Consider the following 23,973-nt stretch of genomic DNA (forward strand, 5'->3'; position numbering starts at 1 on the left):
AGGACCTTGGCGAACAGCCGCAGCTGACCCGTCGTTCGGCCGACTTCGCCGGTCAGACGTTTCTCGGGCAGGGCGGTCTCGCGCATGGCTTCGCGAATGACCGTATCGCCGAGCGCTTCGATCTCGTCGGCACAGGCTTCGAGAAACGCCGCGCGGGTTTCCGGATCGGTGGTGGAGAAGGTATCGAAGGCGTCATGGGCGGCCTGGGCCGCCGCGGTGACTTCCTCCGGGGTGGCCTCGAAGAAATCCTGTTTATAAGGGGCGTTGTCCTCGGCTGCACGGCTGGCAAGCGTGTTCTGGCCGGCTGCCACGCGGGCGCCGCCAATGAATTGCTGGCCGGTGAGTTCGGGCATGGGGGACTCCTGATTGAAAGCGGTGTCGTTCGATTGCGGGGCGCTGCCCTGCCGCCCCCGCGCGAGATGTTCGAAAAGACGGCGTGCGCCGAAGGTCCACGGCGGAATGGCGTCGCTGCGGTTCACGCGATTGACGAGTGCGCCGAGCGTGGGCGTGGCGATGGTCACGCGGTCGCCGATGTGGTGCGTGAAACCCTGACCTTCGCCGTCGCGATCGAGCGTGGGCGAGAACATCGTGCCGAGATACAGCACGAAGCCGTCCGGATACTGGTGATGCGAACCATGCGCTTGCGATACGAGATCCAGCGGATCGCGGCTGATCTCGCGCATGTCGGACGCATCGTCGAGCCGGAAACCGTCGTCCGCGCCTTCGATGACCAGCCGCACGCGTGCCGAGCGCACGTCATCGATATCGAAATGATCATCGAACAGACGAATGAACGGGCCGAGCGAGGCCGAGCCGTTGTTGTCCTTGGCCTTGGACAGCAACAGGGCGCTGCGGCCTTCCAGGTCGCGCAGATTGACGTCGTTGCCGAGCGTGGCACCCCGGGTGCGTCCGGTGGAATCCACCGCCAGCACGATCTCCGGCTCGGGGTTGTTCCAGGCCGACGACGGGTGTAGCCCGACCTCGGCGCCGAAACCGACCGCCGCCATGGGCTGGCATTTGGAGAAGACTTCGGCGTCCGGGCCGATGCCGACTTCCAGATACTGCGACCAGGCGCCGCGTTCGATCAGCGCCTTCTTGAGTTCCATGGCGGCGTCCGATCCCGGCACGATCTGCGACAGATCCTCGCCGATGAGTTCGTGCAGCTGGCTGCGAACTTCGGCTGCCTTGGCCGGATCGCCGCCGGCCTGTTCCTCGATCACGCGCTCCAGCAGGCTGACCGCGAAGGTCACACCGCAAGCCTTGACCGCGGCCAGGTCGACCGGGGCGAGCAGGCGCTCGCCGGAATCGGTTTCCAGCGACTGGGTGAGCCAGTCGCGTACGTTGCCGAGCGCCTCGCCCGGCGCCCGCGCGGCGACCTCGAGCAGATCGTCGCGATCGAGCAGATCGGTCATGGTCGGGCAATGAGCGCTGATGTCCACGACCTCGCCGCCGCGCACGGCGATCAGGGCCGGACCGTCGATCGGGGCCGTGCGCCAGACGCGGCCGACGAGTACGGCCCGGTCCAGATCCTGTGGCAGACAATCGGACAGTTCGATCAGATCCATTTCAGCCCCAACCGGCGTCGATAAAATATTCGTGGGCGGTGCAGCCGGCGCTGTCGTCGGCGGCGAGAAACAGCACGGTCGGCGCGACGTGCTCGGGTAGTAATCGTTGCTTGAGGCACTGGTTGGCCTGGATCCGGGCCTCGTCCTCGGGTGTGATCCACTTGTCGAGCTGACGCTCGGTGATGATGGCGCCCGGAATGATCGTATTGACGCGGATATTGGATTCGCCCAGATCGCGCGCCATGCCGCGGGTCAGGCCGTGGATGGCGGCCTTGGCCGTGGTATAGCCCGGCATGCCGCCGAGGGCGACCTTCCAGCTGATCGATCCGAAGTTGATGATCGAACCGCCCCCGGCTTTAGCCATCCCGGGGGCTGCCGCCTGAATGGCGAAGAACTGCGGGCGCAGATTGATCGCCATGCGCTCGTCCCAGTAGTCGGGGGTCACGGACTGCCAGTCGTGGCGATCGTCGTTGGCGGCATTGTTGATCAGCACGCGAATCGCGCCGTGTTCGACCTCGACGTTGCGAATCGTCTGCTGGAGGCGGTCCACGTCGCGAATATCGCAGGGCGTGAACGCCACGCGATAGATGCTCGACTCCCGCTGCAACCGGTCGACCAGCGCCTCGCTGGCGGCCTCGTCGATATCCACGAAGTGGACGTTCGCCTTTTGCCGTGCCAGCGCCGAAACCACTTCGGCTCCGATTCCGCTGCCGCCGCCGGTCACGAATGCCGTTCGGCCTTCCAGGCTGGGATAGATTGCGGATTGACTCATAGCGGGCCGATCAGTGGTTTTCCCGCGGGATCGCCGCGCCGCGGCAACCGCCCAGAAAGTCCAGATCGGCGCCGAGATCGGCTTGCTGCACGTGGTCGAAGTACAGTTTCTGGTAACCGCTGTCCATCGCCGGCGGCGGGGCGGTCCAACGCTTGCGACGCGCTTCGAGTTCGGCGTCGTCCACGTCCAGATGCAGGCGGCGGTTGTCGACGTCCAGCTCGATCATGTCGCCGTTCTCGACCAGGGCCAGCGGACCGCCGGCGGCCGATTCGGGCGAGACATGCAGCACCACCGTACCGAACGCGGTGCCCGACATGCGGGCATCGGACACGCGTACCATGTCGCGCACGCCTTTTTCCAGAATCTTGGTCGGCAGCGGCATATTGCCCACTTCGGCCATGCCCGGGTAACCCTTCGGACCCGCGCCCTTGAGCACCATGACACAGGTTTCATCGATATCCAGATCGGGATCGTCGACCCGGGCCTTGTAGTCCTCGATCGATTCGAACACCACGGCCCGGCCGCGATGGGTCATGAGTTCGGCGGTGGCCGCCGAGGGTTTCAGCACGGCGCCGTCCGGGGCGAGATTGCCCTTGAGCACGGCGATGCCGCCCCGCTCGTTGACCGGATTGTCGCGCTTGCGGATCACTTCATGATCGAAGCATTCCACGTCGGCCAGGTTCTCGCCGACGGTATGGCCGTTCACGGTCAGCGCGTCGGTGTGCAGCAGATCCTCGATCTGCTTCATCAGCGCCGGCAGACCGCCCGCGTAACAGAAATCCTCCATCAGGAAGCGGCCCGAGGGCATCAGGTCGACCAGGCAAGGCACGTCGTGGCCGAGCTTGTCCCAATCCGACAGATGCATGTCGACGCCGACCCGGCGCGCGAGCGCCAGCAGGTGAATCACGGCGTTGGTCGAGCCGCCGATCGCGCCGTTGGTGCGGATCGCGTTCTCGAACGCCTTGCGGGTAAGAATCCTGGATGGCTTGAGGTCTTCCTCGACCATTTCCACGATACGCCGGCCCGACATGCGGCCGAGCCGGTTGCGGTGCGCATCCACCGCGGGAAACGCGGCGTTGCCGGGCAGGGCCATGCCCAGCGACTCGGCCATCGAGGCCATTGTGGAGGCCGTGCCCATGGTCATGCAGTGCCCGGCCGCGCGATGCATGCCGGATTCCGCGGCGAGAAAATCATCCAGCGACATCTTGCCGGCGCGGACGTCCTCGGAGAACTTCCAGACGTCGGTGCCGGAGCCGAGCTGACGCCCCTTGAAGCGGCCGTTGAGCATGGGCCCGCCGGAAACCACCAGGGTGGGCAGATCGCAACTGGCCGCGCCCATCATCAGCGAGGGCGTGGTCTTGTCGCAGCCGCACATCAGCACCACGCCGTCCATCGGGTTGGCGCGGATGGCTTCTTCGGTGTCCATGGCCGCGAGGTTGCGAAACAGCATGGCGGTCGGGCGCAGCAGCGTCTCGCCGCAGGAAAACACCGGGAATTCCAGCGGCGTACCGCCGGCATCCAGAATGCCGCGCTTGATGTGCTCGACCAGACCCCGGAAATGCGCGTTGCAGGGGGTGAATTCGGAGAAGGTGTTGCAGATCCCGATCACCGGCCGGCCATCGAATGCATCGTCGGGCAGCCCGCTGTTCTTCATCCAGCTCCGGTGCAGGAAGCCGTCGCGGTCGTGGCCGCCGAACCAGGCCTGGGATCGGCGTTTGGGATTACCGTTCTGTCCGTCGCTCATCATCTAACTCCTGTAGCAGGCAACTAATGTCAGACATGTTGGAGATATGTTCAACATAGACTTTCGTTTTAATGCAGGGGCTCGCTTGATGTGGCGAGCATCGTGGCGAGCCTGGGAACGATTGCCCCGGTGGCGCTCTGCGGATTCGTTGCGGCTGGCGCTCGTTCACGGCTGATCAGCGCCAACTTCGACCCGAATCAGGTGGTAGGTCAGCGGCTCGATACGGCCGGTGAGGCGCGATCTATCGCAGGAAATCCCCTCGCCGGGCGCCGGGGCCACCTCGTGCGGTCGTTCGGCCGTATTGAAGGCCTTGGTATCGGTGTGGCGCAGTACCTGGTGTTCGATCAGCCCGATCGAGCCGAAAGCTCTCAAATCGAGGTCGATGGCGAGCGCGTCGTCAGGCGATCGGTTGACGGCGAAAAAAGTGATCGTGCTCTCGTCCGGGTTGTGCACTCCGGTGATGTCGAGTGCGGCCACGTTGCGTTCGTCGGTGGTGTCGTATCGGGGGGCCTCGACGTCCAGGTCGAGCACCACACCGCGACCATAGCGTGCTGCGAAGTAGTAGGGGTAGAAGATGGTCTGGCGCCAGGCGCGGCCGCCAGTCTCCGTCATGATCGGGGCGATCACGTTGACCAGCTGGGCGATGCAGGCGATTTTGACCCGATCGGCACGGCGGATGAGCGTGTTCAGAACGCAGCCGATTAACAGGGCATCCTCGAAGTTGTAGACATCCTCAAGCAGCGGTGGGGCGAATGGCCAGTCATCGCCTTCCAGCACCTTCTTGTCCTGTTCGGTGCTGTGGTACCAGACGTTCCATTCATCGAAACAGATTGCGACCTGATGCCGCGATCGCTTCTTGGCCTTGATGTAGTCGATCACCCCGGCGATTGATCCGATATACCGATCCATCTTTTCCGACAGGGCGAGATAGTCGACCACATCGTCGGCGTAGTTGGTGAAATACATGTGCAGGGAAATGTAGTCGACCGACTCGTAGCAGCGATCGAGCACCTTGGCTTCCCATTCGGGATAGCTTGGCATCTCGGCGTTGGACGAGCCGCAGGCCACCAGTTCCAGCGATGGGTCGAAGGCGCGCAGCGCCTTGGCGGTTTCGTTGGCCAGATGGCCGTATTCGTCAGCCGTCTTGTGTCCGATCTGCCACGGCCCGTCCATTTCGTTGCCGAGGCACCACAGTTTGACGTTCCAGGGCTCGGCCCGACCGTTGGCGATACGCCGATCGCTCCAGTGACTGCCGCCGGGATGATTGACGTACTCAACGAAATTGCGGGCGGCGTCGATACCTCGCGAGCCGAGATTGACGGCCAGCATCATGTCAATGCCGGCGGCATCGCACCAGTCGGCGAACTCGTGGATGCCGACTTCGTTTGACTCGCGCGTGTGCCAGGCCAGATCGAGTCGAGTGGGGCGTTGCTCGACCGGCCCGATGCCGTCCTCCCAGTTGTAGGCGGACACGAAGTTGCCGCCAGGGTAACGCACCACGGGCGCGCCGATCTCGCGTACGAGATCGAGTACGTCGGTGCGAAAGCCACGGGCATCCGCCGTTGGATGATCGGGCTCGTAGATGCCGCCGTAGACCGCGCGGCCGAGATGTTCGATGAAGGCACCATAGAGCCGGTCATCGATGCGTGCCCGGATGAATCGCGGATGGGCCGTAATCTTCGCTTGCATGCTCGAACTCCTCGAAAAGGCTGTTTACAGTGTTTTGTGTCGCTGTGGTGGGTTTCAGCGTCCGGGCGAATCGTAGGCCAGATCGCCGTAGTCGCTCGGGTCCGTGTCGGACGAGGCGGTATTCAGATCGGTGCGGATTCGCGCCACCAGCCGGTCGTCGACCTTGAAGGCCCAGATCGCAGCGGCCAGAAGGACGTTGACCGCAGCGGGGATGAGGGTGAGCAGCAGCACAATCGCGAAGATCGCCGAGTCGCCCTGCTGGGCAGCGTCTGCGTGATAGCCGCCCAGCGACAGCAAGTAGCCCGTGATGCCGCCACTGATTGCAAGGGCGAGCTTGAGAAAGAAGAGATTGCCGGCGATGGTGGTCCCGGTGTTCTTTTCGCCGCTCTGCCATTCGCCGTAGTCGTCGGCGTCGGACATCATCGCCCAGGAGATCGGCGCGCCGATGCCGTGGAGATAATTGATGATGAAGAACAGACCACCCATCAGCACGGGACTGGTGCCGGTCGCGAGGTAGAGCACGACGGAGAATCCCGCCAACAGCAACGAGCTGAAGCAGAACACCCATTTCTTCTGCAGTCGACGTGTATAGAAGCCGGAGGTCGCGGTGCCGAGAATGCTGGCGACCACGCCGCCGGTCATGAAGACCGAGATCAGCGTCGTGTCGAACCCCATCACATACTGCGCGTAGTAGATGGCGGCTCCTTGGCGCACGAAGAACTGCAGCGCTTCGAAGAAAGTGATCGCCAGGATGATCAGCCACTGCCGGTTGCGCACGACGCTGGCCAGCGAGGCTCGAAACGAACGTCGTTTTTCGTGAGTCGGCACGATCCGTTCCCGCACGTTGCTGAAACAGAACATGAACATGCCCAGCGCCGCCACGCTGATGATTGTCATCGTGATCTGAAACCCGGTGGCGTCGTTGCCACCGCCGAAGAATTGAGTCAGGGGCAGTACACAGGTGGTCAGGAAGATATAGACGAGGCCGACCATCACGAACCGATACGACTGGCAGGAGACACGCTCCTGGTTGTCGTCGGTAATCACGCTCCCGAGCGAGCAGTAGGGGATGTTCACAGCCGTGTACAGCAGCGACATCACCGAGTACGTGCCCGCGGCGTAGATCACCTTGGCGGTATTGCCCCAGTCGGGCGTGGTAAACATCAGGATGCAGCTGGCCGTAAGCGGCAGCGGAAACCATAGAAGATAAGGCCGGAATCGGCCCCAGCGGCTGCGCGTACGGTCGGCGATCATGCCCATGAAGGGGTCAGTGATCGCGTCGATCGCCCGCATGGATATGAAGATCGTGCCGACCGCCGCTGGCGATATGCCGTAGATGTTGGTGTAGAAATAGGACAGATACATGACGACGGCAGCGAACGACATGTTGTTTGCAGCATCGCCCATGCCGAAGCCGAGTTTCTCCCGGCGCGTAATCGGCTCGCGGGTCATGGTTCTCCTCCATCTCGGAATCTTGAAGTGTGGCCGGTCTTGAAATGCCGGCTTGCATTGAGAGCTAGGCGTCGCGATTCACGACCACGCGTCGCCGCGATCTATCGGTCGGTGAAACGGGAATCGTCGCCGCTTGACCAGCGGTTTGCCGGTTGCCATGCCAGCTGGCGAGTTCGGCCGGCGTTAAATGACAACGTTGTCATTTTTGACGCAAAATAATTGACGCTGAGGTGTATTGTAAAAATAGGCATTGTGGTCTCCTGCGAGCGGCGCGCCGCTGTATTCGATTCAAGATACAGTGCACGACTGCTAAAAATGTTCAAACATTAATCAGTAATGTTCAACATGGACTTTTGTCTTACGCCCATTCATGAAAACAAGACGTTACGATAATGACGCAGTAGCGGATCAGCGATCACGACCGGAAACGCCATACCCAAGGCCTGGCTTTTGCGAGATGATCAGGGCCTAGAGTGCCGATGAGCTACGCGAACTCGCGTGCCAGACTCGTGATGCGAACCGAGCGCGGCGTTTACTGGCGGTGGCCGGCGTGTGCGAGGGCTTGAGCGGTAGCGAGGCCGCGCGTCTGAACGCTATGGATGTCCGGGCCCTGCGCAGCTGGCTTCTCGTATTCAATGCCGATGGCTCCGACTGCTTGGTGAACACTCGGCCGCCGGGCCGGTCGTCCAAGCTCAGCCCTAATAAGACGTTGTACGGGGCCCACTGTGGAAGGGCGGTTCGTTATCCGCGAATCACGTGCCCGATAACGCGATGGCTGGCAGCTCGATCAAGAGGCTGGATAACGAACCTGACGTCGTTCAGTCGCTGAGACTGACGGGAATGACTTCCGGGCGCGTGTGCGCAAGTCCCAGGGCGAGACTCGTGCCTTCCAGAATCGCATGGGCGGCGTAGAAGGCATCCTCGACCTTGCGCATGCGGATCGCTTCCATCAGTCGCCGATGACGCTCGAGACTGTCTTCGGGATCGCTTGCGCTGACGTTCGACTCGACCACGAGGAGGTGAATCGAGGGGCGGAGGATATGCGACAGCTGAGACCAGACGATGTTGTGCGTCGCACGGAAGATGGCCACATGAAAGGCCACGTCCGACTCGCTATCCAGGCGTCGTCGTTCGCCGCTCTTGGCTTCCTTGAGCGTGCGGGCCATACCGTTGAAGGCTTCCTCGATCGCGACCAGGTCGTGGGCGTTGGCCTGGCGGGTGGCGGCCATGGCCACATGGGGTTCAACGCTCAGGCGAAATGACAGCACCTCGCGTTGAATTTCCTCGTTGGGGGCGGCAAAGCGCGTCATCCAATCGGTGACGAGCGGATCGAGGATGTGCCACTCCGAGTACTCGCGAACGCGCGATCCATAGCCGGATATCCGCTCGATGATACCGCCGTCCACAAGCTGGGAAAGATGACGCCGCACCACCGTCCGGCTCAGGTTGAACTGCTCGCAGATCTGCATTTCCTTGGGAATGAAATCGCCCGGCTTGTAGCGCCCCGAGAAAATATCGGATACGAGCCGATCGGTCAGGTTGAAATCGCTGCGAGGCAAACGGGTCGTACTCATGAAGTGTCGGGCGAGCGGTTGAGCGGGCGATGGGGTCGCAGAGCTTGGCATTGGATGTTAGCACGCCATGGCCCCGTCCCCGGCGTGCCAGCCCTTGCAGAACCGGCCCGCGTGAACGATTCCGACGCGCCCGGAAGCTCGACCGGGCGGCCGCGGCGCCCGTTGTCAGCAACTGCTGTCGCTCAGTTTTGGAACGCTCATGCCGAACACGGGCCGCAACTTGATGCCGACCACGGTGCCCAGCAGACCGACCGCGCCCCAAAGCCAGCCGTGCAGCGAAAACGAGGCGATACCGCCGAAGTAGGCGCCAATATTGCACCCGAAGGCGATCCGGGCGCCGTAGCCCATGAGCACGCCGCCGATCAGGCGGGCCGCGATGATGCGCCAGGGCAGGTCGGTGGCGATCCTGAACGTGCCGCCCCAGGCCGAGGCGGCCATCGCACCGAAGATGATGCCGATGTCCATCACACTGGTGCGGTCGGACAGAATGGGGGTGTGCAGGCCGCCGGCATGCGGGCCGGACCAGTAATACCAGCTGCCGACATCCACGCCCAGCGCCGACAGTGCCTGCGACCCCCAGAGCGCGAACGCACTGGTTATGCCCCACGGTTTGCCGGACAGCCAGAGCGTGGCCGCGTTGAGCACGGCGAGCGCGAGGGCGCCGGCCCAGAGCGGCCAGGCGCCGCGCAGTACGCGCTTAAGCCCCCGTTCGCTTGGCGGACCCTTGCGTGGCGGCGGATTCAGCCGGCGCTCGACCAGCCAGGTCGCGGCCACGATCGCGCCGATGATGATGAACTGCAGAATCACCGCGCCGGTATAGCCCCAGGACGTATCGGCCAGCGAAATCTTCTTCCAGACGAAGTCCGGCTGCAGCCAGAAGCCGAAATCGTGGGCACCCCAGACCGAGCCGACGATGAAGCCGAACAGCGTGATCAGGATCGAGGTCTGGCCGGAGCCGACCGTATACAGCGAGCCCGATGCGCAGGCGCCACCGAGCTGCATGCCGATGCAGAAGATGAACCCGCCGAAGGCGACCGACAGCCCCACCGGAAAGACATAACCCGACAACGGGCCGCCGAAGGCGGTGGTGCCGAGCGCCATCAGCGGCGCGAATAAAAGGCTCGCCACCGCCAGCATGAGCATATGCGCGCGCAGCGTCTGCCCCTGGCCGACGGCCATGAGCTGGCGGAATGCCGAGGTGAAGCCGAAGCGCGCATGGTAGAGCGCGACGCCCAGGCCGAGCGCCACGACATAAAGAACGCCCTGCGCGAAGCCATAGCCGGCAAACAGCACGGCGAGCAGCGCGAGACTGATGCCGCCCGCGATGGCGGTCGCGCCCGTCCGGGGCGCCGGCGGTATTTCGAGCGCGCGCGCCGGGCGCTCGGGATTGCGAATATCCGACATGATCCAATCGATTGCACGTGATGGAATCATTGTATCGCCGCTGCCAATACCGGGCCTTGCCGTCGATGTGAAAAGTACCCGGGCGGCGGCCGACTAACGTCGGGTAGCACGCGCGCCGCGCGCGGTGACATCGTCGGGCCGGAGGTGAGGCCATGTCGGCGATCAGTGCCCATCTGAAGGAAATCGAGCGCGTTGCCGCCGGACAGCCATCCAGCCGGGATGGCCTGGTGGTCAATTCCTGGCTGCGTTGCCTGCACGAATATCGACTCGATCCGAGCCAGCGCGGCAATGCCTACATCGTGCCGGGCTCCGAATTGCGCGAGCACCAGCAGCAGGCGGAGGAACTGATCCGCATAAGCCGCGCTGCGCTGGATCATCTTTACGAGCAGGTGGCGGGGCACAACTACGTGCTGTTGTTGTCCGATGCGCGCGGCGTGTCCGTGGCGCACTACCGCAACCCCAAGCTCGATCCGGCGCTGCGCGATGCCGGCCTGTACCTGGGCGCGGACTGGGCCGAGGATCGAAGCGGGACATGTGCGGTAGGCGCCTGCCTGGTCTCGCGTCAGCCGATCACCGTGCACCGGGACGATCATTTCGATCCGGCGCATATCGGGCTCACCTGTTCGGCCGCGCCCGTATTCGACACCCTGGGCGAACTGGTGGCGGTGGTGGATATCTCGCAGCTGCGCTCGGCCGTACCACGGTCGAGCCAGCAGCTGGCGCGGCATCTGGTGATCGCCACCGCGCGGCGGGTGGAACTGGCCAACCTGATGAGCCAGGCCGAAGGGCACTGGCTGCTGCGCCTGTCGCGTTCGCCCGATTTCATCGACAGCGATCCGGAAGCCGCCATCGCCGTGGATGGCGGCGGGCAGATCCGCGGCATGACGCATGCGGCGTTCAGCGCCTTGTCGCAGCGCATCGGCCTGACCGAGCACAGTGGCGCGGAACTGATCGGCCAGCCGATCGATACCCTGTTCGACCTGGATGCCGAGATGCTCGATCAGTACATGCGTGGCCAATCGGCCCGTGATCGGCTCCTGTTCGCCGGCGGCCAGCCGCGCCTGTTCGCCAGTGCCGAGCCGCCGGCAACGCGTGCGCCGAAAACCCTTCGTGCCACCGTGCCGGCGCCGCGCGATGACATGCCGGACTCGCTGGCTCGCCTGGCCGGCGCGGATGAGACGATGACGCGCCTGGCACGCCGCGCTGCCCGGTTCGCCCGGCGTGATCTACCGGTGCTGATCCAGGGCGAAACCGGCACCGGCAAGGAGGTGTTCGCCCGCGCCGTGCATGCCGCGCGCCCCGACCCGGGCCCGTTCGTCGCGGTGAACTGCGCGGCGATCCCCGAGCATCTGATCGAATCCGAGCTGTTCGGCTATGCGCCGAATGCCTTCACCGGCGCGGCCAAGGGAGGCAAGCGCGGGCTGATCGACGCCGCCAACGGCGGCACGCTGTTTCTCGACGAAATCGGCGATATGCCGCTGGCGCTGCAGAGCCGGCTGCTGCGCGTGCTGGCCGAACGCTGCGTGACCCCGGTCGGCGCGCTGGAATCGCGTCCTGTCGATATTCATCTGATCTCCGCGACCCATGCGCCACTGGCCGACCGGGTGGCGACCGGCGATTTCCGTGAGGATCTGTATTACCGGCTCAACGCCGCCGTGCTGAAACTGCCGCCACTGCGCGAGCGCGGCGATTTCAATACGTTGGCCGATACGATCCTGGCCGAACTCGGCGCCGAGCACGGCGAGCGATATCGTCTTTCCGGGCCGGCGCGGCGCCGGCTGGCGGCGCATCATTGGCCCGGCAACGTGCGCGAACTGCGTAACGCACTGGCGGTGGCCGCGGCCCTGTGCGAGCCGCCGACCATCGAAATGCACGACCTGCCCGACGAGATCGGCGTGTCGTCGGCATGTGCCGGCCTGGAAGCCCGGCTGGCCGAGTGCGGCGGTAATGTTTCGGAACTCGCACGCCGGCTCGGCGTGGACCGTACGACGGTTCATCGCCGCCTCAAACGCCTGCGTACGCACTGATTTTTCGGTCCGCAATCGACTGCCACACCTGTGGCAACACCCTGTGGCACGCGCCGCGACCGTGGCCGCATACCCTGATGAATAATTGTTTTAAAACAAGGTGATGAATTAACGGCACGACGCTTGCCATATCTTCTCCAGAGCGCGTTTGCGCGCCATGTCAGCGACACGGTCCACCCTGCGAATGAGGAGATCGATGAAAGCACTGCGATTCCACGCCGCCCGGGATTTACGGCTCGAGGAAGTCGAGCCCCCGCATGATCCGGCACCAGGTCAGGTCGTCGTCGCCAACCGCTTCTGCGGCATCTGCGGTACCGATCTGCATGAATACGCCTACGGGCCCATTTTCATTCCGACCGCGCCCCATCCCTATTCGAAAGCGCAGCTACCGCAGACGCTGGGCCACGAATTCGGTGGGGTGGTGACCGCCGTGGGCGACGGCGTGACCAACGCCGCGGTCGGTGATCGGATTTCGATCCAACCGCTGATCATGCCGCGTGCCGGCGATTATTTCGCCGATCGCGGGTTGTTTCATTTGTCCGAGCGCTTGGCGCTGGTGGGCCTGTCCTGGGATTACGGCGGGATGTCGGGTGGCGCGCTGGTCAACGACTACAACGTGCAGGTGATTCCCGAGGCCATGACCGACGAACAGGCTGCGCTGGTCGAGCCGACTGCCGTGGCTGTTTATGCCTGCGACCGGGGCGGCGTGGCCGCCGGTTCCAGCGTGCTGGTCGCCGGGGCCGGCCCGATTGGCATTCTGGTGCTGCTTGCCGCACGCGCGGCGGGCGCCACGCAGTTGTTCATCTCGGATGTGAATCCGACCCGGCTCAAGCTGGCAGAGACCGCGGTGCCCGGGGTGGTCGCCATCAACGCGAAGAGCGAATCGGTGGGCGATGTCGTGCGCGACCATAGCGAAGGCCATGTCGGCTGCGACGTCGCCATCGAATGCGCCGGCAACGAGCAGGCGTTGAAATCGGCGTTGGACGCCGTGCGCAAGCAGGGCGTGATCGTGCAGACCGGGCTGCATGCGGGCGAAAACCCGCTCAACTGGTTCGATGTGACGTTCAAGGACATCGATGTGCGCGGCTCGTGGTGCTACCCGACCTGGTACTGGCCGCGTGTCTGCCGGCTGATCGCCAGCGGACAGATCCCGTCGGAACGGGCGGTGACGCGCCGTATCCCACTCGACGAGGCGGTCGCACACGGCTTCGACGCGCTGCTCGACCCGGCCGGCACCGAACTCAAGATCCTGATTGATCTCGAGAACGCGGCCTGACCCGATTATTCCGACAACAGCGAAACACAGAGGAGAAAACCATGCTGGACACTGCCGCAGGCACCAAGATCCAGAACGTGCTGTCGGCGCTCAACAAGGCGCTTATCAATCGAAATATCGACGAGGCGCTGGAGCTTTTCGCCGACGACTGCTATTGGCGCGATCTCGTTGCCTTCACCTGGAACATCAAGACGGTCGAAGGCAAGGCACAAATTCGCGACATGCTGGAAAACCGGCTCGACGACGTACAGCCCGCCGACTGGACCGTGGACGACAACGAGGAGCCCGCGCATGCCGACGGCATCACCGAAGGCTTCATCGAATTCGATACGGGCGTGGCGCGTGGTTACGGCTATATCCGGCTCAAGAACGGCCTGATTTGGACCTTGCTCACGACGATGCACGAACTCAAGGGGTACGAGGAGCCGAAAGGCCATTCGCGTCCCTTGGGTGCCAAACACGGCGAACACCAGGGCGAGCCCACCTGGGCCGAGGAGCGGGAGGCCGAGCTGGCCGAGCTCGGCGTGACTACCCAGCCCTATGTGCTGATCATTGGCGGTGGGCAGGGGGGCATTGCGCTCGCCGCACGCCTGCGCCAGCACGGCGTGCCGGCGCTCATCGTCGAGAAGAACGAACGTCCGGGGGATTCCTGGCGCAAGCGTTACAAGTCGCTGTGTCTGCACGACCCGGTGTGGTACGACCATCTGCCGTACATCAAATTCCCCGATAACTGGCCGGTGTTCTCGCCCAAGGACAAGGTCGGCGACTGGCTGGAAATGTACGCCCGGGTCATGGAATTGAACTTCTGGGGTTCGACCGAGGCCAGGCGGGCCAGCTACGACGAGAACACCCAGACCTGGACCGTGGTCGTCGACCGGGACGGAGAAGAAATCACGCTCCATCCCAAACAGCTGGTCCTTGCCACTGGCATGTCGGCCAAGCCGAATAGGCCGACCATTGCGGGCCAGGATCGCTTCCAGGGCATCCTGCAACACTCGTCCGAGCACCCCGGGCCGGACGGCATGGAGGGCAAGCAGGTCGTGGTGATCGGTGCCAACAACTCGGCGCACGACATCTGTGCGGCGCTTGCCGAACACGGGGTCGATGTGACCATGGTGCAACGATCGTCCACGCACATCTCGCGCTCTGAATCGCTGATGAAGCATGCGCTGGGCCCGCTGTATTCCGAGGAGGCCGTGGCCAACGGCATCACCACGGAAAAGGCCGATCTGCTGTTTGCCTCCATTCCCTACGCGATCATGGCCGACTTCCAGAAGCCGATCTTCGATGCCATCCGCGCGGAAGACGCCGAGTTCTATCGACAGTTGGAAGACGCCGGCTTCATGCTCGATTTCGGGCCGGACGGTTCCGGCCTGTTCATGAAGTATCTGCGGCGAGCGTCCGGCTACTACATCGACGTCGGCGCGTCCCAGCTCATCATCGATGGCCGGATCAAGCTGGCCAGCGGCGCCGATGTGAAGGAACTGACCGAGCACAGTGTCGTGCTCGAGGATGGCCGTGAACTGCCGGCCGATGTCGTCATCTATGCCACCGGTTATGGTTCGATGAATGGCTGGGCGGCCGATCTGATCTCACAGGACGTGGCCGACAAGGTCGGCAAGGTCTGGGGGCTGGGCTCCGATACGCCCAAGGACCCCGGGCCGTGGGAAGGCGAACAGCGCAACATGTGGAAACCGACCCGGCAGGAAGGCCTGTGGTTCCACGGTGGCAATCTGGCCCAGTCGCGCCACTATTCCCATTACCTGGCACTGCAGCTCAAGGCCCGGATGGAAGGCATTCCGACCCCGGTCTATGGCCTGCAGGAAACCCATCACCTGAGCTGATTCCGGCTCCTCCGGACTTTGCGGGGCTCCGGCCCCGCATTTTTTCGACCGGCCCGGGAGCGGAACCGGCGGGCAAGGCCCGTTCAGCCTCCGGTCCAGCGCACAATGAATGCGGCGCCATAGCCGCACAGGAACCCGGCGCTCGGCCCGATCAGCCAGCCTTTCAAAATCCCCTTCACCGCCGGCCACTGTACGGTGTCGCGTCCGCGGGCCAGCCCGGCGCCGGCCATGGCCCCCACGAGTGCCTGATTCATCGACGTCAGGTAGCCAAAAGCCACCGCCGCGAGGACCACCATCGCCTGCACACCCTGTGCGGCGGTGGCCATCGGCAGGTCCATCTTCACGACATCGAACGCCACTTTTTCCAGCAGCGGCTTGCCCCAGGTCAGCACGCCCAGCGCCAGGCCCAGGCCGCCCACGAAAGCCGCCGCGAATACCCCGAACAGATGCGTACTGAGAAACACGGCAGTGGCGTTGGACACGTCGTTGGCGCCCATGGTCAGCGAGGCGAGGACACCGACCGCCAGCAGGGCGCGGGCGATGGCCGGATGGCCTTGGCTCCCGGCCGCGGGCCATCGACTCAGGATATGCGTGAAGACAAACCCCAACACCAGGGCCTCCAGCGGCGCGGCTGCCCACAGCACCACCAGGCGCGCAATCGTGCCCCAACGGATGGGCAGACCGAGCGACATGCCGACACCGGCCACCGCGAACACGAGAATCTGAATGGTGGAGGTGGGGATGCGCAACAGATTGAAGCAGGTCGTGAGCGCGAAGGCGACGGCGACGATGCACAACGCCGCGCCAACGCTGATTCGTGGCGCGCCGACGATGCCGTGACCGACCGTGGTGAGTACGGCGTGACTCAGGAAGGTCGCGCCGAGCAGGGTGAAGAGTGCCATCAGCAGCAGCGCTGGCCGCAGGCGAATCGTGTTCGCCGCATACGGCATGCCCATGCAGGCGCCGGTGTAGTGCGCGCCCATGCTCCAGGCAAAGGCGAACGCCACGACAATCAACGCGATCGCGATCAGGCTCATGTGGCCTCCGGTCTATGGTTGGCAATGATCCTGGCCGAAGGCGTCAAGCGGAGCCGTGCCCGCCGCGAGCGCCCGCAGGCGCCGTCAGGCTGCGGACCGGCGATGATTTTTTCATGACCAAGGGGCAGCGCCATGATGGCGGCGGGCCCCGTCGCGGGTGCGGGGCTGCCCCGCCTGGTGCTTCGCCCGCCTGAGGTCGACTGCGAACCGGGCTGGCGCGGAAGCGGTCGACCGGTTTCGTTCACGGTGACGCCACCAGCGGCAGCCAGATCGCCAGAGCCATGAGTGTGGCCAGCAGTACGGGCGGCGTGAGCACCAGCCCCACCTTCATGTATTGACCCCAGCCGATGCGGTGGCCCTTGTTAGCCAGCACATGCAGCCACAACAGGGTGGCCAGGCTGCCGATCGGGGTGAATTTGGGGCCGAGGTCGTTACCGATCACATTGGCATAGAGCATCAGCTCGCGGGTGAGCTCCGGCACCTGGGCCTGCTTGATGGCCAGCGCGCCGACGAGCGTCGACGGCAGATTGTTCATCACCGAGGCCACGAAGGCCGATAGAAACCCCGTGCCGAGCGTGGCCACGATCGCGCCTTGCGCCCCCAGCCAGTCGAGCACGGTCGCGCCGTAATCGGTCAGTCCGGCCCGGCCCAGCCCGTAGACCACCAGATACATCCCGATCGAGAACAGCACGATCTGCCAGGGCGCGTTCCGCATGACCGGGCCGAGCGGAACACGGGCCCCGCGCCCGCCGCGCCACCAGCGCCCGGCGATGGCGAGCAGGGCCAGGGCGCCGCTACCGGTCACGAGGCAGTAAGGCACATGCCAACGCGCAAGGACGAAATAAGCCACGAGCAGCGCTTCCAGCACCGGCATGGCGGCGCGGAATACCTGCGGGTCGACGATCGCGCTGGCCGGCGTCGCCAGCGCGTCGACCGGATAGCGCCGTGGCATCCGGCGGCCGAAGGCCAGCCAGAGCACGGCCAGCGTGGCGGCGATCGACACCAGGTCGACCGGCACCATGACGATGGCATAGCGATCGAACGAGACGCCGAAGAAATTGGCGCTGACGATATTCACCAGATTGGAGATCACCAGCGGCAGGCTGGCGGTATCGGCGATGAAGCCGGTGGCGATGATGAAGGCAAGGGCCGCCGCGGCGGAGAATTCCAGCCGGACCAGAATCGCGATCACGATCGGCGTGAGCAGCAGGGCGGCGCCGTCGTTGGCAAAGAACGCGGCGATCACGGCACCCAGCAGTACGACGAGCGGGAACAGTAAATGCCCGCGCCCGTTGCCCCAGCGCGCGATATGCAGCGCCGCCCAGGAGAAAAAGCCGGCTTCGTCGAGAATCAGCGAAATGATGATCAGCGCGACGAACGTGAAGGTGGCATCCCAGACGATATGCCAGACCACGGCAACGTCGGACCCGTGCACCACGCCGGTGGCCAGGGCCACGGCGGCACCGCCCAGCGCGCTCCAGCCGATGCCGAGATTCTTCGGCTGCCAGATGACGAGCACGAGGGTGACGATGAAGATGGCGAGCGCCAGCATGGCGGAAACTCCGGAGGAGAAAAGCGATTCAGTGCGCGACTTGATTGACGCGTTTGGACGTCTGTTCGGCGCTTTCCACGCGTTCGGAGTAGCGGCGGGTCAGATAATCGCCGCGGTCGCGCATCAGCCAGGTGAATTTCACAAGTTCCTCGCAGACGTCGACCACGCGTCGATACAGGGGCGAATCCTTCATGCGGCCGTCGTCGTCGAACTCGCCGAATGCCTTGGGCACCGAGGACTGGTTCGGGATTGTGACCATGCGCATCCAGCGGCCCAGTACCCGCAGTTGGTTGACCGCGTTGAAGCTCTGGCTGCCGCCCGAAACTTCCATGACCGCCAGCGTCTTGCCCTGGGTGGGCCGGACCCCGCCCAGCGACAGCGGTATCCAGTCGATCTGGGTTTTCATGATGCCGGTCATCGCGCCGTGACGTTCCGGGCTGATCCACACCATGCCTTCCGACCAGGTCGCCAGGTCGCGCAGCGCCTGTACCTTCGGATGATCGGCCTCGGCATCGTCCGGCAGGGGCAGGCCGGCTGGGTCGAATAGCCGCACCTCACAGCCGAACCAGCGCAGCAGGCGGGCCGCTTCCTCGGCCAGAAAGCGCGAGTAGGAGCGCGCTCTGAGCGAGCCGTAGAGGATCAGAATGCGCGGCGCGTGCCGGGCGGCATCCGGGCCGACCAGTGCGTCGATATCAATGGGGTGCAGCGCGTCCGGATCGATATTCGGCAGATCGTGAAGACTGAAATGATCGACCATCACGCGCTCTGCGAGTGCGTGACGACTTCGCCGTCTTCCTTCGTGAAACGGCCGACCGGCGCATCCAGCAGGTCCAGCACGCGCTCCGACGGGCGGCACAGGCACACCCCCTTGTCGGTCACCACGATCGGCCGGTTGATCAGGATCGGATGGGCCAGCATGGCGTCGATCAGTTGCGCGTCGGTGAGGGCAGGATCGTCCAGGCCGAGGTCGTCGTACGGCGTGCCCTTGCGGCGCAGCAGGTCGCGCGGGGGCATGTTCATTTGCTCGAGCAGCCAGAGCAGGCGCGCCCGCGACGGGGGATTATCGACATATTCGACGATCTCGGGCGTCTCGCCGGAGGCCTCGATCATCGCCAGCGTATTGCGCGAGGTGCCGCAGTTGGGGTTGTGGTAAATCATCGGTTGCATGGCGGGTCCTTTCGGTTGTCGGGCGCCGGGGCGGATTCGGCCAGCGAATCCAGCAATGGTTCGCAGATTTCGGGGCGGCCGGCGCAGCAGTCGCGCACGAGAAAGCGCACGGTGTCCTGCATGTGCGTCAGGTCCGCGCGGTAGACGATCGATCGGCTGCGGCGTTGCGACATCGCCAGACCGGCCCGCGTCAGCACCGCCAGATGCGCCGACATCGTGTTGTGGGGCACGTCCAGCAGGCGCGCGATTTCACCCGCCGGCAGGCCATTCGGCTCGTGCCGGACCAGCAGGCGAAAGGCCGCAAGCCGCGTTTGCTGGGCGAGCGCCGAGAAACACTCGATGGCGTCAAATTCGTCCATATGTCCAATAATATGGACATATAAACCCGGGCGCAATGGCGGCTGACCCCGGCGCCGGGCACAAAAAAGCCGGCCCGCGAGGGAGCCGGCCGATGGGTGCGCGCAGCGAGGTGTCAGAGCGACACGGCGACGGCCTTGGTTTCGGTGTAGTTGTTCAGCACCTGCTCACCCATCTCGCGGCCCCAGCCGGACTGCTTGAAGCCGCCGAAGGGCAGGGCGGCGTCGAAGATGTTGTAGCAGTTGACCCACACCGTGCCGGCCCGGATCTTGGCGGCGAGCTGGTGTGCCTTGCCGATGTCCTGGGTCCAGACGCCCGAGGCCAGGCCGAATACGGTGTCGTTGGCGCGCTTGATGAGGTCGGTGTCCACGTCCCTGAACTTCGTCGCCGCCACCACCGGCCCGAAGATTTCTTCCTGATAGACGCTCATCTCGTCGGAGACGTCGACCAGCACCGTCGGCTTGACGAAGTAGCCCTCGCCCTCGGCGCGTTCACCGCCGGCGGCAGCCGTCGCGCCCTGTTTCCGGCCGGCTTCGAGATAACCGGTGACGCGCTCGAGCTGGGTCCGGGAGACGAGCGGGCCCATCTGGGTTTCCGGATCGAGCCCCGGGCCGAGCTTGATGTTGCGGGCGTACTCAGCCACGCCTTCGATCACCTGGTCGTAGACTTTTTCGTGTACGAACAGGCGTGAGCCGGCGGCACAGCACTGGCCGTGGTTGAAGAAGATGGCGTTGGCCGCGCCTGGAATGGCTTTTTCCAGATCGGCGTCATCGAGCACGATGTTCGGCGATTTGCCGCCCAGCTCGAGTGAAACCTTCTTGAGGTTGCCCTTGGCCGCATCCACGATCAGGCGGCCGACTTCGGTCGAGCCGGTGAAGGCGATCTTGTCGACCATCGGGTGGGCCGCGATCGGCGCGCCGGCCTCCTCGCCGAAGCCGGTGAGCATGTTGACCACGCCGTCGGGCACGCCGGCCTCCTGCATGATTTCGGCAAGCTTCAGGCCGGATAGCGGCGTTTCCTCGGCCAGTTTCATGACCACCGTATTCCCGCAGGCCAGGGCCGGGCCGAGTTTCCAGGCCGCCATCAGCAGCGGGAAATTCCAGGGAATGATCTGCCCGCATACACCCACCGGCTCGCGGCGGGTGTAGGCATGCCACTGGGCGCCGGGCGCGTAGGGCACGGTGATGCCGATCTGCTCGCCGTTGAGCTTGGTCGCCCAGCCGGCCATGTACTGGAACAGTTCGGCGGCCAGCGGCACGTCGGCCGCCCGGGCAATGGAAATGGGCTTGCCGTTGTCGAGTGCTTCCAGCTGGGCGAGCTCTTCCTGGTGTTCCATGATCAGGTCGCCGATCTTCCAGACGATGCGGCCGCGCTCGGCCGGCGACATCCGGGTCCACGGCCCATCATCGAAGGCCTTGCGGGCCGCCTTCACGGCCTTGTCGACATCGGCCTTCGCCGCGGACTGGGCATGGGCGACCACTTGGTCGGTCGCGGGATTGTAGACCTCGAAGGTCTTGCCCGATTCGGCGGCCACCCATTGGCCGCCGATGAGCATCTTGCGTGGGGTGTCGATGAATTGGCGGACACTGGATTCGAGTTGGACTTCACGGGCTGCGACTGCGCACATAACCGATCTCCTCATTATGGTTTTGGATGCTCCGCTCGCGGAGCGAGGCGGCGCGTTTTCCTGAACGCCGGTTCCCCTGTGATAGCGCAAATTTCGCGCCATTGGAATGGGGCGCCGCGATGCCCTGCAATCCGGCCTTGCACGCATTGGCTGCGGTGTAAACCGCTGCCTCGGTCGCCACAGGTGTTGCAGCATGGCTGCCACACCCGCGCGCCGCGGGGCGCGGCATGCGCAGGCCATCCAATGGTGGCCGGGCGGCGCGGAGCCGTCGTCGTCGATAGCAACGCGCTCATCGTCGCCCGGCGGGGCCAGCCGCGGGGCGGGGCGCTGAACAGGCGGGGCCGTAGGCGCCGCCCCGTGCGCCGATCAGAGTTCCATCCACATCCGGTACAGCCCGGTGCGCACGGATTCCATCAACAGGCGATCGGTTTCGTCGGCCTTGTGCCCCATGCGGGCGACGAGGTGATAATAATGCGACAGAATCTGGCGGTGTTTGAGCTCGGGGATCTGGCTTTGTATCCAGGTCACGGCGGCATAGCGCGTGCCGCGGGTCACCGGCCGGACCTGGTGGATGAGGCCGGTGGGGTAGATCACCGCGTCGCCGGCATCGAGCTTGACCAGCTGCGGGTCGGTTCCGGTCCACAGTTCGAGTTCGCCGCCGTCGTATTCGTCGGCGGCGGACAGAAACACCGTGACCGACAGATCCGTGCGCAACGGTTTCGGTTTGGTGTTCATGATGGCTTCGTCCATATGCAGCCCGTAGTACATGCCGGGCTGATAGCGGGAGAAGGTGGGGCCGGGGATGCCGCGGGGGAACGCGGTGTTGAGAACGTCGTCGTTATTCAGAAGGGCCTGGACCACCAGTCGTCCGATTTCCGACTGCTCGGAATCGCCCTCGCTGATCTGCTCGTTGTTCTTGATGTTCGAGCCGCGGTTGGTGGCCTTGCCTTCCACGAACTCGGCGTTTTCAACGAACGCGCGTGCCTTGCGGGTCTGGGCTTCGTCGAGCAGTTTCTTGATCTGGGTTATCATGGAATTGACCTGGCTTGGAAACGCGCGAACCGGTGCGAGCGCAATTCAGGCATGCGCTTCGGCTTGCATTGACATTACCGCACCCGGCCGCGCGCGCATAAAGATTGGCGGCGGGCGCCGTGGCAGCGGGATGAGCCCGCGCCGCATGCGGCGCCTGGCCCGGCAGAAAAGCCTCGCCGGGACGGTCCCGGCGAAGCCATCGCATCGGAGGAGATGCGTGACTGAAAAACGGCGTGGGTTGGCGGGCGGCCATCACGAATCCACGCGAAAGCCCATGGTGGCCCGTACCGCGCGCTCCCAGCCGGCGACGAGTTGTTCGCGTTTGCCGCTCGGCATGGCCGGTGTGAAACGCGTTTCGATGGCCCATTGCTCGGCGATCTGTTCGCGCGATTCCCAGAAGCCCACGGCCAGGCCGGCCAGATAGGCCGCACCGAGCGCGGTCGTTTCGCTGACTTCGCTGCGCAGTACGTCCACGCCGAGAATGTCGGCCTGGAACTGGGCGAGGAAGTCGTTCGCGATCGCGCCGCCGTCGGTACGCAGTTCGGCCAGATTGAGGCCGGCGTCGGCCTGCATGGCCCGCAGGACATCGGCGCTTTGATAGGCGATCGATTCCACGGCCGCGCGTATGAAATGCTCCTTGGTGGTGCCGCGCGACAGCCCGAACACGGCGCCGCGGACGTTGCTGTCCCAGTAGGGCGCGCCGAGGCCGGTGAATGCGGGCACCATGTACACGCCGTCATTGTCGCCGGCACGCTCGGCATAGGCTTCCGAATCGGATGATTTGCCCAGCATGCGCAACCCGTCGCGCAACCACTGGATCACGGAGCCGGCCACGAAAACACTGCCTTCGAGGGCGTATTCGATGGTGCTGTCGATCTCCCAGCCGATCGTGGTCAGCAGACCGTTTTCCGAGGCGGTGGCCTCGGTGCCGGTGTTCATCAGCGTGAAGCAGCCCGTGCCGTAGGTGTTCTTGGCCATGCCCGGCTCGAAGCAGGCCTGGCCGAACAGGGCGGCCTGCTGGTCCCCGGCCATGCCGGCGATGGGAATCTCGTTGCCGAAAAAATACTTGGGCTGAACGTGGCCATAGGTTTCGCTGCTCGACTTCACCGCCGGCAGCATGGCCTCGGGTACACCGAATAGTTCGAGCAGTTGCGGGTCCCATTGGCGGTCCCGGATGTTGAACATCATCGTGCGCGAGGCATTGGTCACGTCGGTGACATGCACGTCGCCGCCGGTCAGGTTCCAGACCAGCCAGGTGTCGATGGTGCCGAACAGCAGGTCGCCGCTTTCGGCTTTTTCCTTCACGCCATCCACGTTGTCGAAGATCCACTTCAGCTTGGTGCCCGAGAAGTAGGCATCGATGACCAGCCCGGTCTTGTCGCGGATCATCCCGGTATGGCCGGCTTCGCGCAGTTCGTCGCAGATCTCGGCCGAGTGCCGCGATTGCCAGACGATGGCGTTGTACACCGGTTGCCCGGTCTTTTTGTCCCAGACGACCGTGGTCTCGCGTTGATTGGTGATGCCGATGCCGGCGATCTCCGAGACGTCGACCTGGGTGTTGTTGATCAGTTCGGTGAGCGTGGTGAGCACGCTGGTCATGATGTCGCGCGGATTGTGCTCGACCCAGCCCGGGCGCGGGAAAATCTGTTCGAATTCGCGTTGCGCGATGCCTGCGATCCGGCCATTGCGGTCGAACAGCAGCGAACGCGAACTGGTCGTGCCCTGGTCTATGGCGAGTATGTATTTCTTGTCCATCGCTCTCTCCTTTGAAGCGCGCGGCGCTTGCTTCGTTTCATGCGCGCGACACCGCATCGCAGGCGTTTGTCGGGACCGGCCGGCGACGCCGCCCGGTGG

The 23,973-nt window shown here is 64.4% G+C and carries 19 protein-coding genes and 1 pseudogene; 4 read left to right on the top strand and 16 right to left on the bottom strand.

The window, feature by feature from the left end:
* The 6 genes and pseudogenes from ACS8YF_RS08135 to ACS8YF_RS08160 all read right to left on the bottom strand — a co-directional run.
* A partial coding sequence (locus ACS8YF_RS08135) for an aldehyde dehydrogenase family protein (RefSeq protein ID WP_440849804.1) occupies positions 1-353 on the bottom strand: 353 nt, incomplete at its 3' end.
* Positions 354-410: 57 nt separating this feature from the next.
* A pseudogene (locus tag ACS8YF_RS08140) lies at positions 411-1,565 on the bottom strand (fumarylacetoacetate hydrolase family protein); the annotation flags it as partial.
* Between the two features lies 1 nt (position 1,566).
* Positions 1,567-2,337, bottom strand: coding sequence for an SDR family NAD(P)-dependent oxidoreductase (locus ACS8YF_RS08145; RefSeq protein ID WP_440849718.1), 771 nt, complete (start codon positions 2,335-2,337; stop codon positions 1,567-1,569).
* Positions 2,338-2,347: 10 nt separating this feature from the next.
* Complete coding sequence (gene araD, locus ACS8YF_RS08150; RefSeq protein ID WP_440849719.1) at positions 2,348-4,081, bottom strand: L-arabinonate dehydratase; 1,734 nt, start codon at positions 4,079-4,081, stop codon at positions 2,348-2,350.
* Positions 4,082-4,246: 165 nt separating this feature from the next.
* Positions 4,247-5,770 carry an arabinosylfuranosidase ArfA gene (gene arfA / locus ACS8YF_RS08155; protein WP_440849720.1) on the bottom strand — a complete coding sequence of 508 codons (1,524 nt, stop codon included), beginning with the start codon at positions 5,768-5,770 and terminating at the stop codon, positions 4,247-4,249.
* Between the two features lie 54 nt (positions 5,771-5,824).
* Entirely contained in the window at positions 5,825-7,222 is a 1,398-nt protein-coding gene (locus ACS8YF_RS08160; RefSeq protein ID WP_440849721.1) for an MFS transporter, read from the bottom strand.
* Between the two features lie 541 nt (positions 7,223-7,763).
* Between ACS8YF_RS08160 and ACS8YF_RS08165 the strand changes: the two genes are divergently transcribed.
* Positions 7,764-8,051 carry a helix-turn-helix domain-containing protein gene (locus tag ACS8YF_RS08165; RefSeq protein WP_440849722.1) on the top strand — a complete coding sequence of 96 codons (288 nt, stop codon included), beginning with the start codon at positions 7,764-7,766 and terminating at the stop codon, positions 8,049-8,051.
* On the opposite strand, the gene ACS8YF_RS08170 is transcribed toward ACS8YF_RS08165, so the two are convergent.
* A complete protein-coding gene (locus ACS8YF_RS08170; RefSeq protein ID WP_440849723.1) occupies positions 8,041-8,796 on the bottom strand; it encodes a FadR/GntR family transcriptional regulator in 756 nt (251 codons plus the stop codon). The two genes, ACS8YF_RS08165 and ACS8YF_RS08170, sit on opposite strands and share 11 nt — an antisense overlap.
* Before the next feature lie 165 nt (positions 8,797-8,961).
* Positions 8,962-10,200, bottom strand: a complete 1,239-nt coding sequence (locus ACS8YF_RS08175) for a YeeE/YedE family protein (protein WP_440849724.1) — start codon at positions 10,198-10,200, stop codon at positions 8,962-8,964.
* 152 nt (positions 10,201-10,352) lie between these two features.
* On the opposite strand from ACS8YF_RS08175, the gene ACS8YF_RS08180 reads away from it, so the two are divergent.
* The 3 genes from ACS8YF_RS08180 to ACS8YF_RS08190 all read left to right on the top strand — a co-directional run bounded on the left by ACS8YF_RS08180 (position 10,353) and on the right by ACS8YF_RS08190 (position 15,347).
* Positions 10,353-12,227, top strand: coding sequence for a sigma-54-dependent Fis family transcriptional regulator (locus ACS8YF_RS08180; RefSeq protein WP_440849725.1), 1,875 nt, complete (start codon positions 10,353-10,355; stop codon positions 12,225-12,227).
* 196 nt (positions 12,228-12,423) lie between these two features.
* Positions 12,424-13,503: a 2,3-butanediol dehydrogenase gene (locus tag ACS8YF_RS08185; RefSeq protein WP_440849726.1), complete on the top strand. Its 1,080-nt coding sequence runs from the start codon at positions 12,424-12,426 to the stop codon at positions 13,501-13,503.
* A gap of 41 nt (positions 13,504-13,544) precedes the next feature.
* Positions 13,545-15,347, top strand: coding sequence for an NAD(P)-binding domain-containing protein (locus ACS8YF_RS08190; RefSeq protein WP_440849727.1), 1,803 nt, complete (start codon positions 13,545-13,547; stop codon positions 15,345-15,347).
* 83 nt (positions 15,348-15,430) lie between these two features.
* Here ACS8YF_RS08190 and ACS8YF_RS08195 read toward each other — a convergent pair whose 3' ends face one another.
* From ACS8YF_RS08195 to glpK, 8 genes are all read right to left on the bottom strand, one after another.
* Positions 15,431-16,384: an anion permease gene (locus ACS8YF_RS08195; protein WP_440849728.1), complete on the bottom strand. Its 954-nt coding sequence runs from the start codon at positions 16,382-16,384 to the stop codon at positions 15,431-15,433.
* 241 nt (positions 16,385-16,625) lie between these two features.
* Positions 16,626-17,936 (bottom strand): arsenic transporter, encoded by a 1,311-nt coding sequence (locus ACS8YF_RS08200; RefSeq protein ID WP_440849729.1) that lies wholly within the window; start codon positions 17,934-17,936, stop codon positions 16,626-16,628.
* A 28-nt stretch (positions 17,937-17,964) separates the two neighbouring features.
* Positions 17,965-18,693, bottom strand: coding sequence for an arsenical resistance protein ArsH (gene arsH / locus ACS8YF_RS08205; protein ID WP_440849730.1), 729 nt, complete (start codon positions 18,691-18,693; stop codon positions 17,965-17,967).
* On the bottom strand, positions 18,693-19,103 hold the full coding sequence (arsC, locus tag ACS8YF_RS08210) for an arsenate reductase (glutaredoxin) (protein ID WP_440849731.1): 411 nt from the start codon (positions 19,101-19,103) through the stop codon (positions 18,693-18,695). Before arsC ends, arsH begins: the two co-directional genes overlap by 1 nt.
* Positions 19,091-19,462 carry an ArsR/SmtB family transcription factor gene (locus ACS8YF_RS08215; RefSeq protein ID WP_440849732.1) on the bottom strand — a complete coding sequence of 124 codons (372 nt, stop codon included), beginning with the start codon at positions 19,460-19,462 and terminating at the stop codon, positions 19,091-19,093. Before ACS8YF_RS08215 ends, arsC begins: the two co-directional genes overlap by 13 nt.
* A 113-nt stretch (positions 19,463-19,575) precedes the next feature.
* Entirely contained in the window at positions 19,576-21,087 is a 1,512-nt protein-coding gene (locus tag ACS8YF_RS08220) for an aldehyde dehydrogenase family protein (protein ID WP_440849733.1), read from the bottom strand.
* A gap of 366 nt (positions 21,088-21,453) precedes the next feature.
* Positions 21,454-22,119 carry a Fe2+-dependent dioxygenase gene (locus tag ACS8YF_RS08225; RefSeq protein WP_440849734.1) on the bottom strand — a complete coding sequence of 222 codons (666 nt, stop codon included), beginning with the start codon at positions 22,117-22,119 and terminating at the stop codon, positions 21,454-21,456.
* Between the two features lie 252 nt (positions 22,120-22,371).
* Positions 22,372-23,874: a glycerol kinase GlpK gene (gene glpK / locus ACS8YF_RS08230; RefSeq protein ID WP_440849735.1), complete on the bottom strand. Its 1,503-nt coding sequence runs from the start codon at positions 23,872-23,874 to the stop codon at positions 22,372-22,374.
* Positions 23,875-23,973: the final 99 nt, after the last annotated feature.

The sequence above is a fragment of the Salinisphaera sp. SWV1 genome (assembly GCF_052044155.1).
Classification (GTDB): domain Bacteria; phylum Pseudomonadota; class Gammaproteobacteria; order Nevskiales; family Salinisphaeraceae; genus Salinisphaera.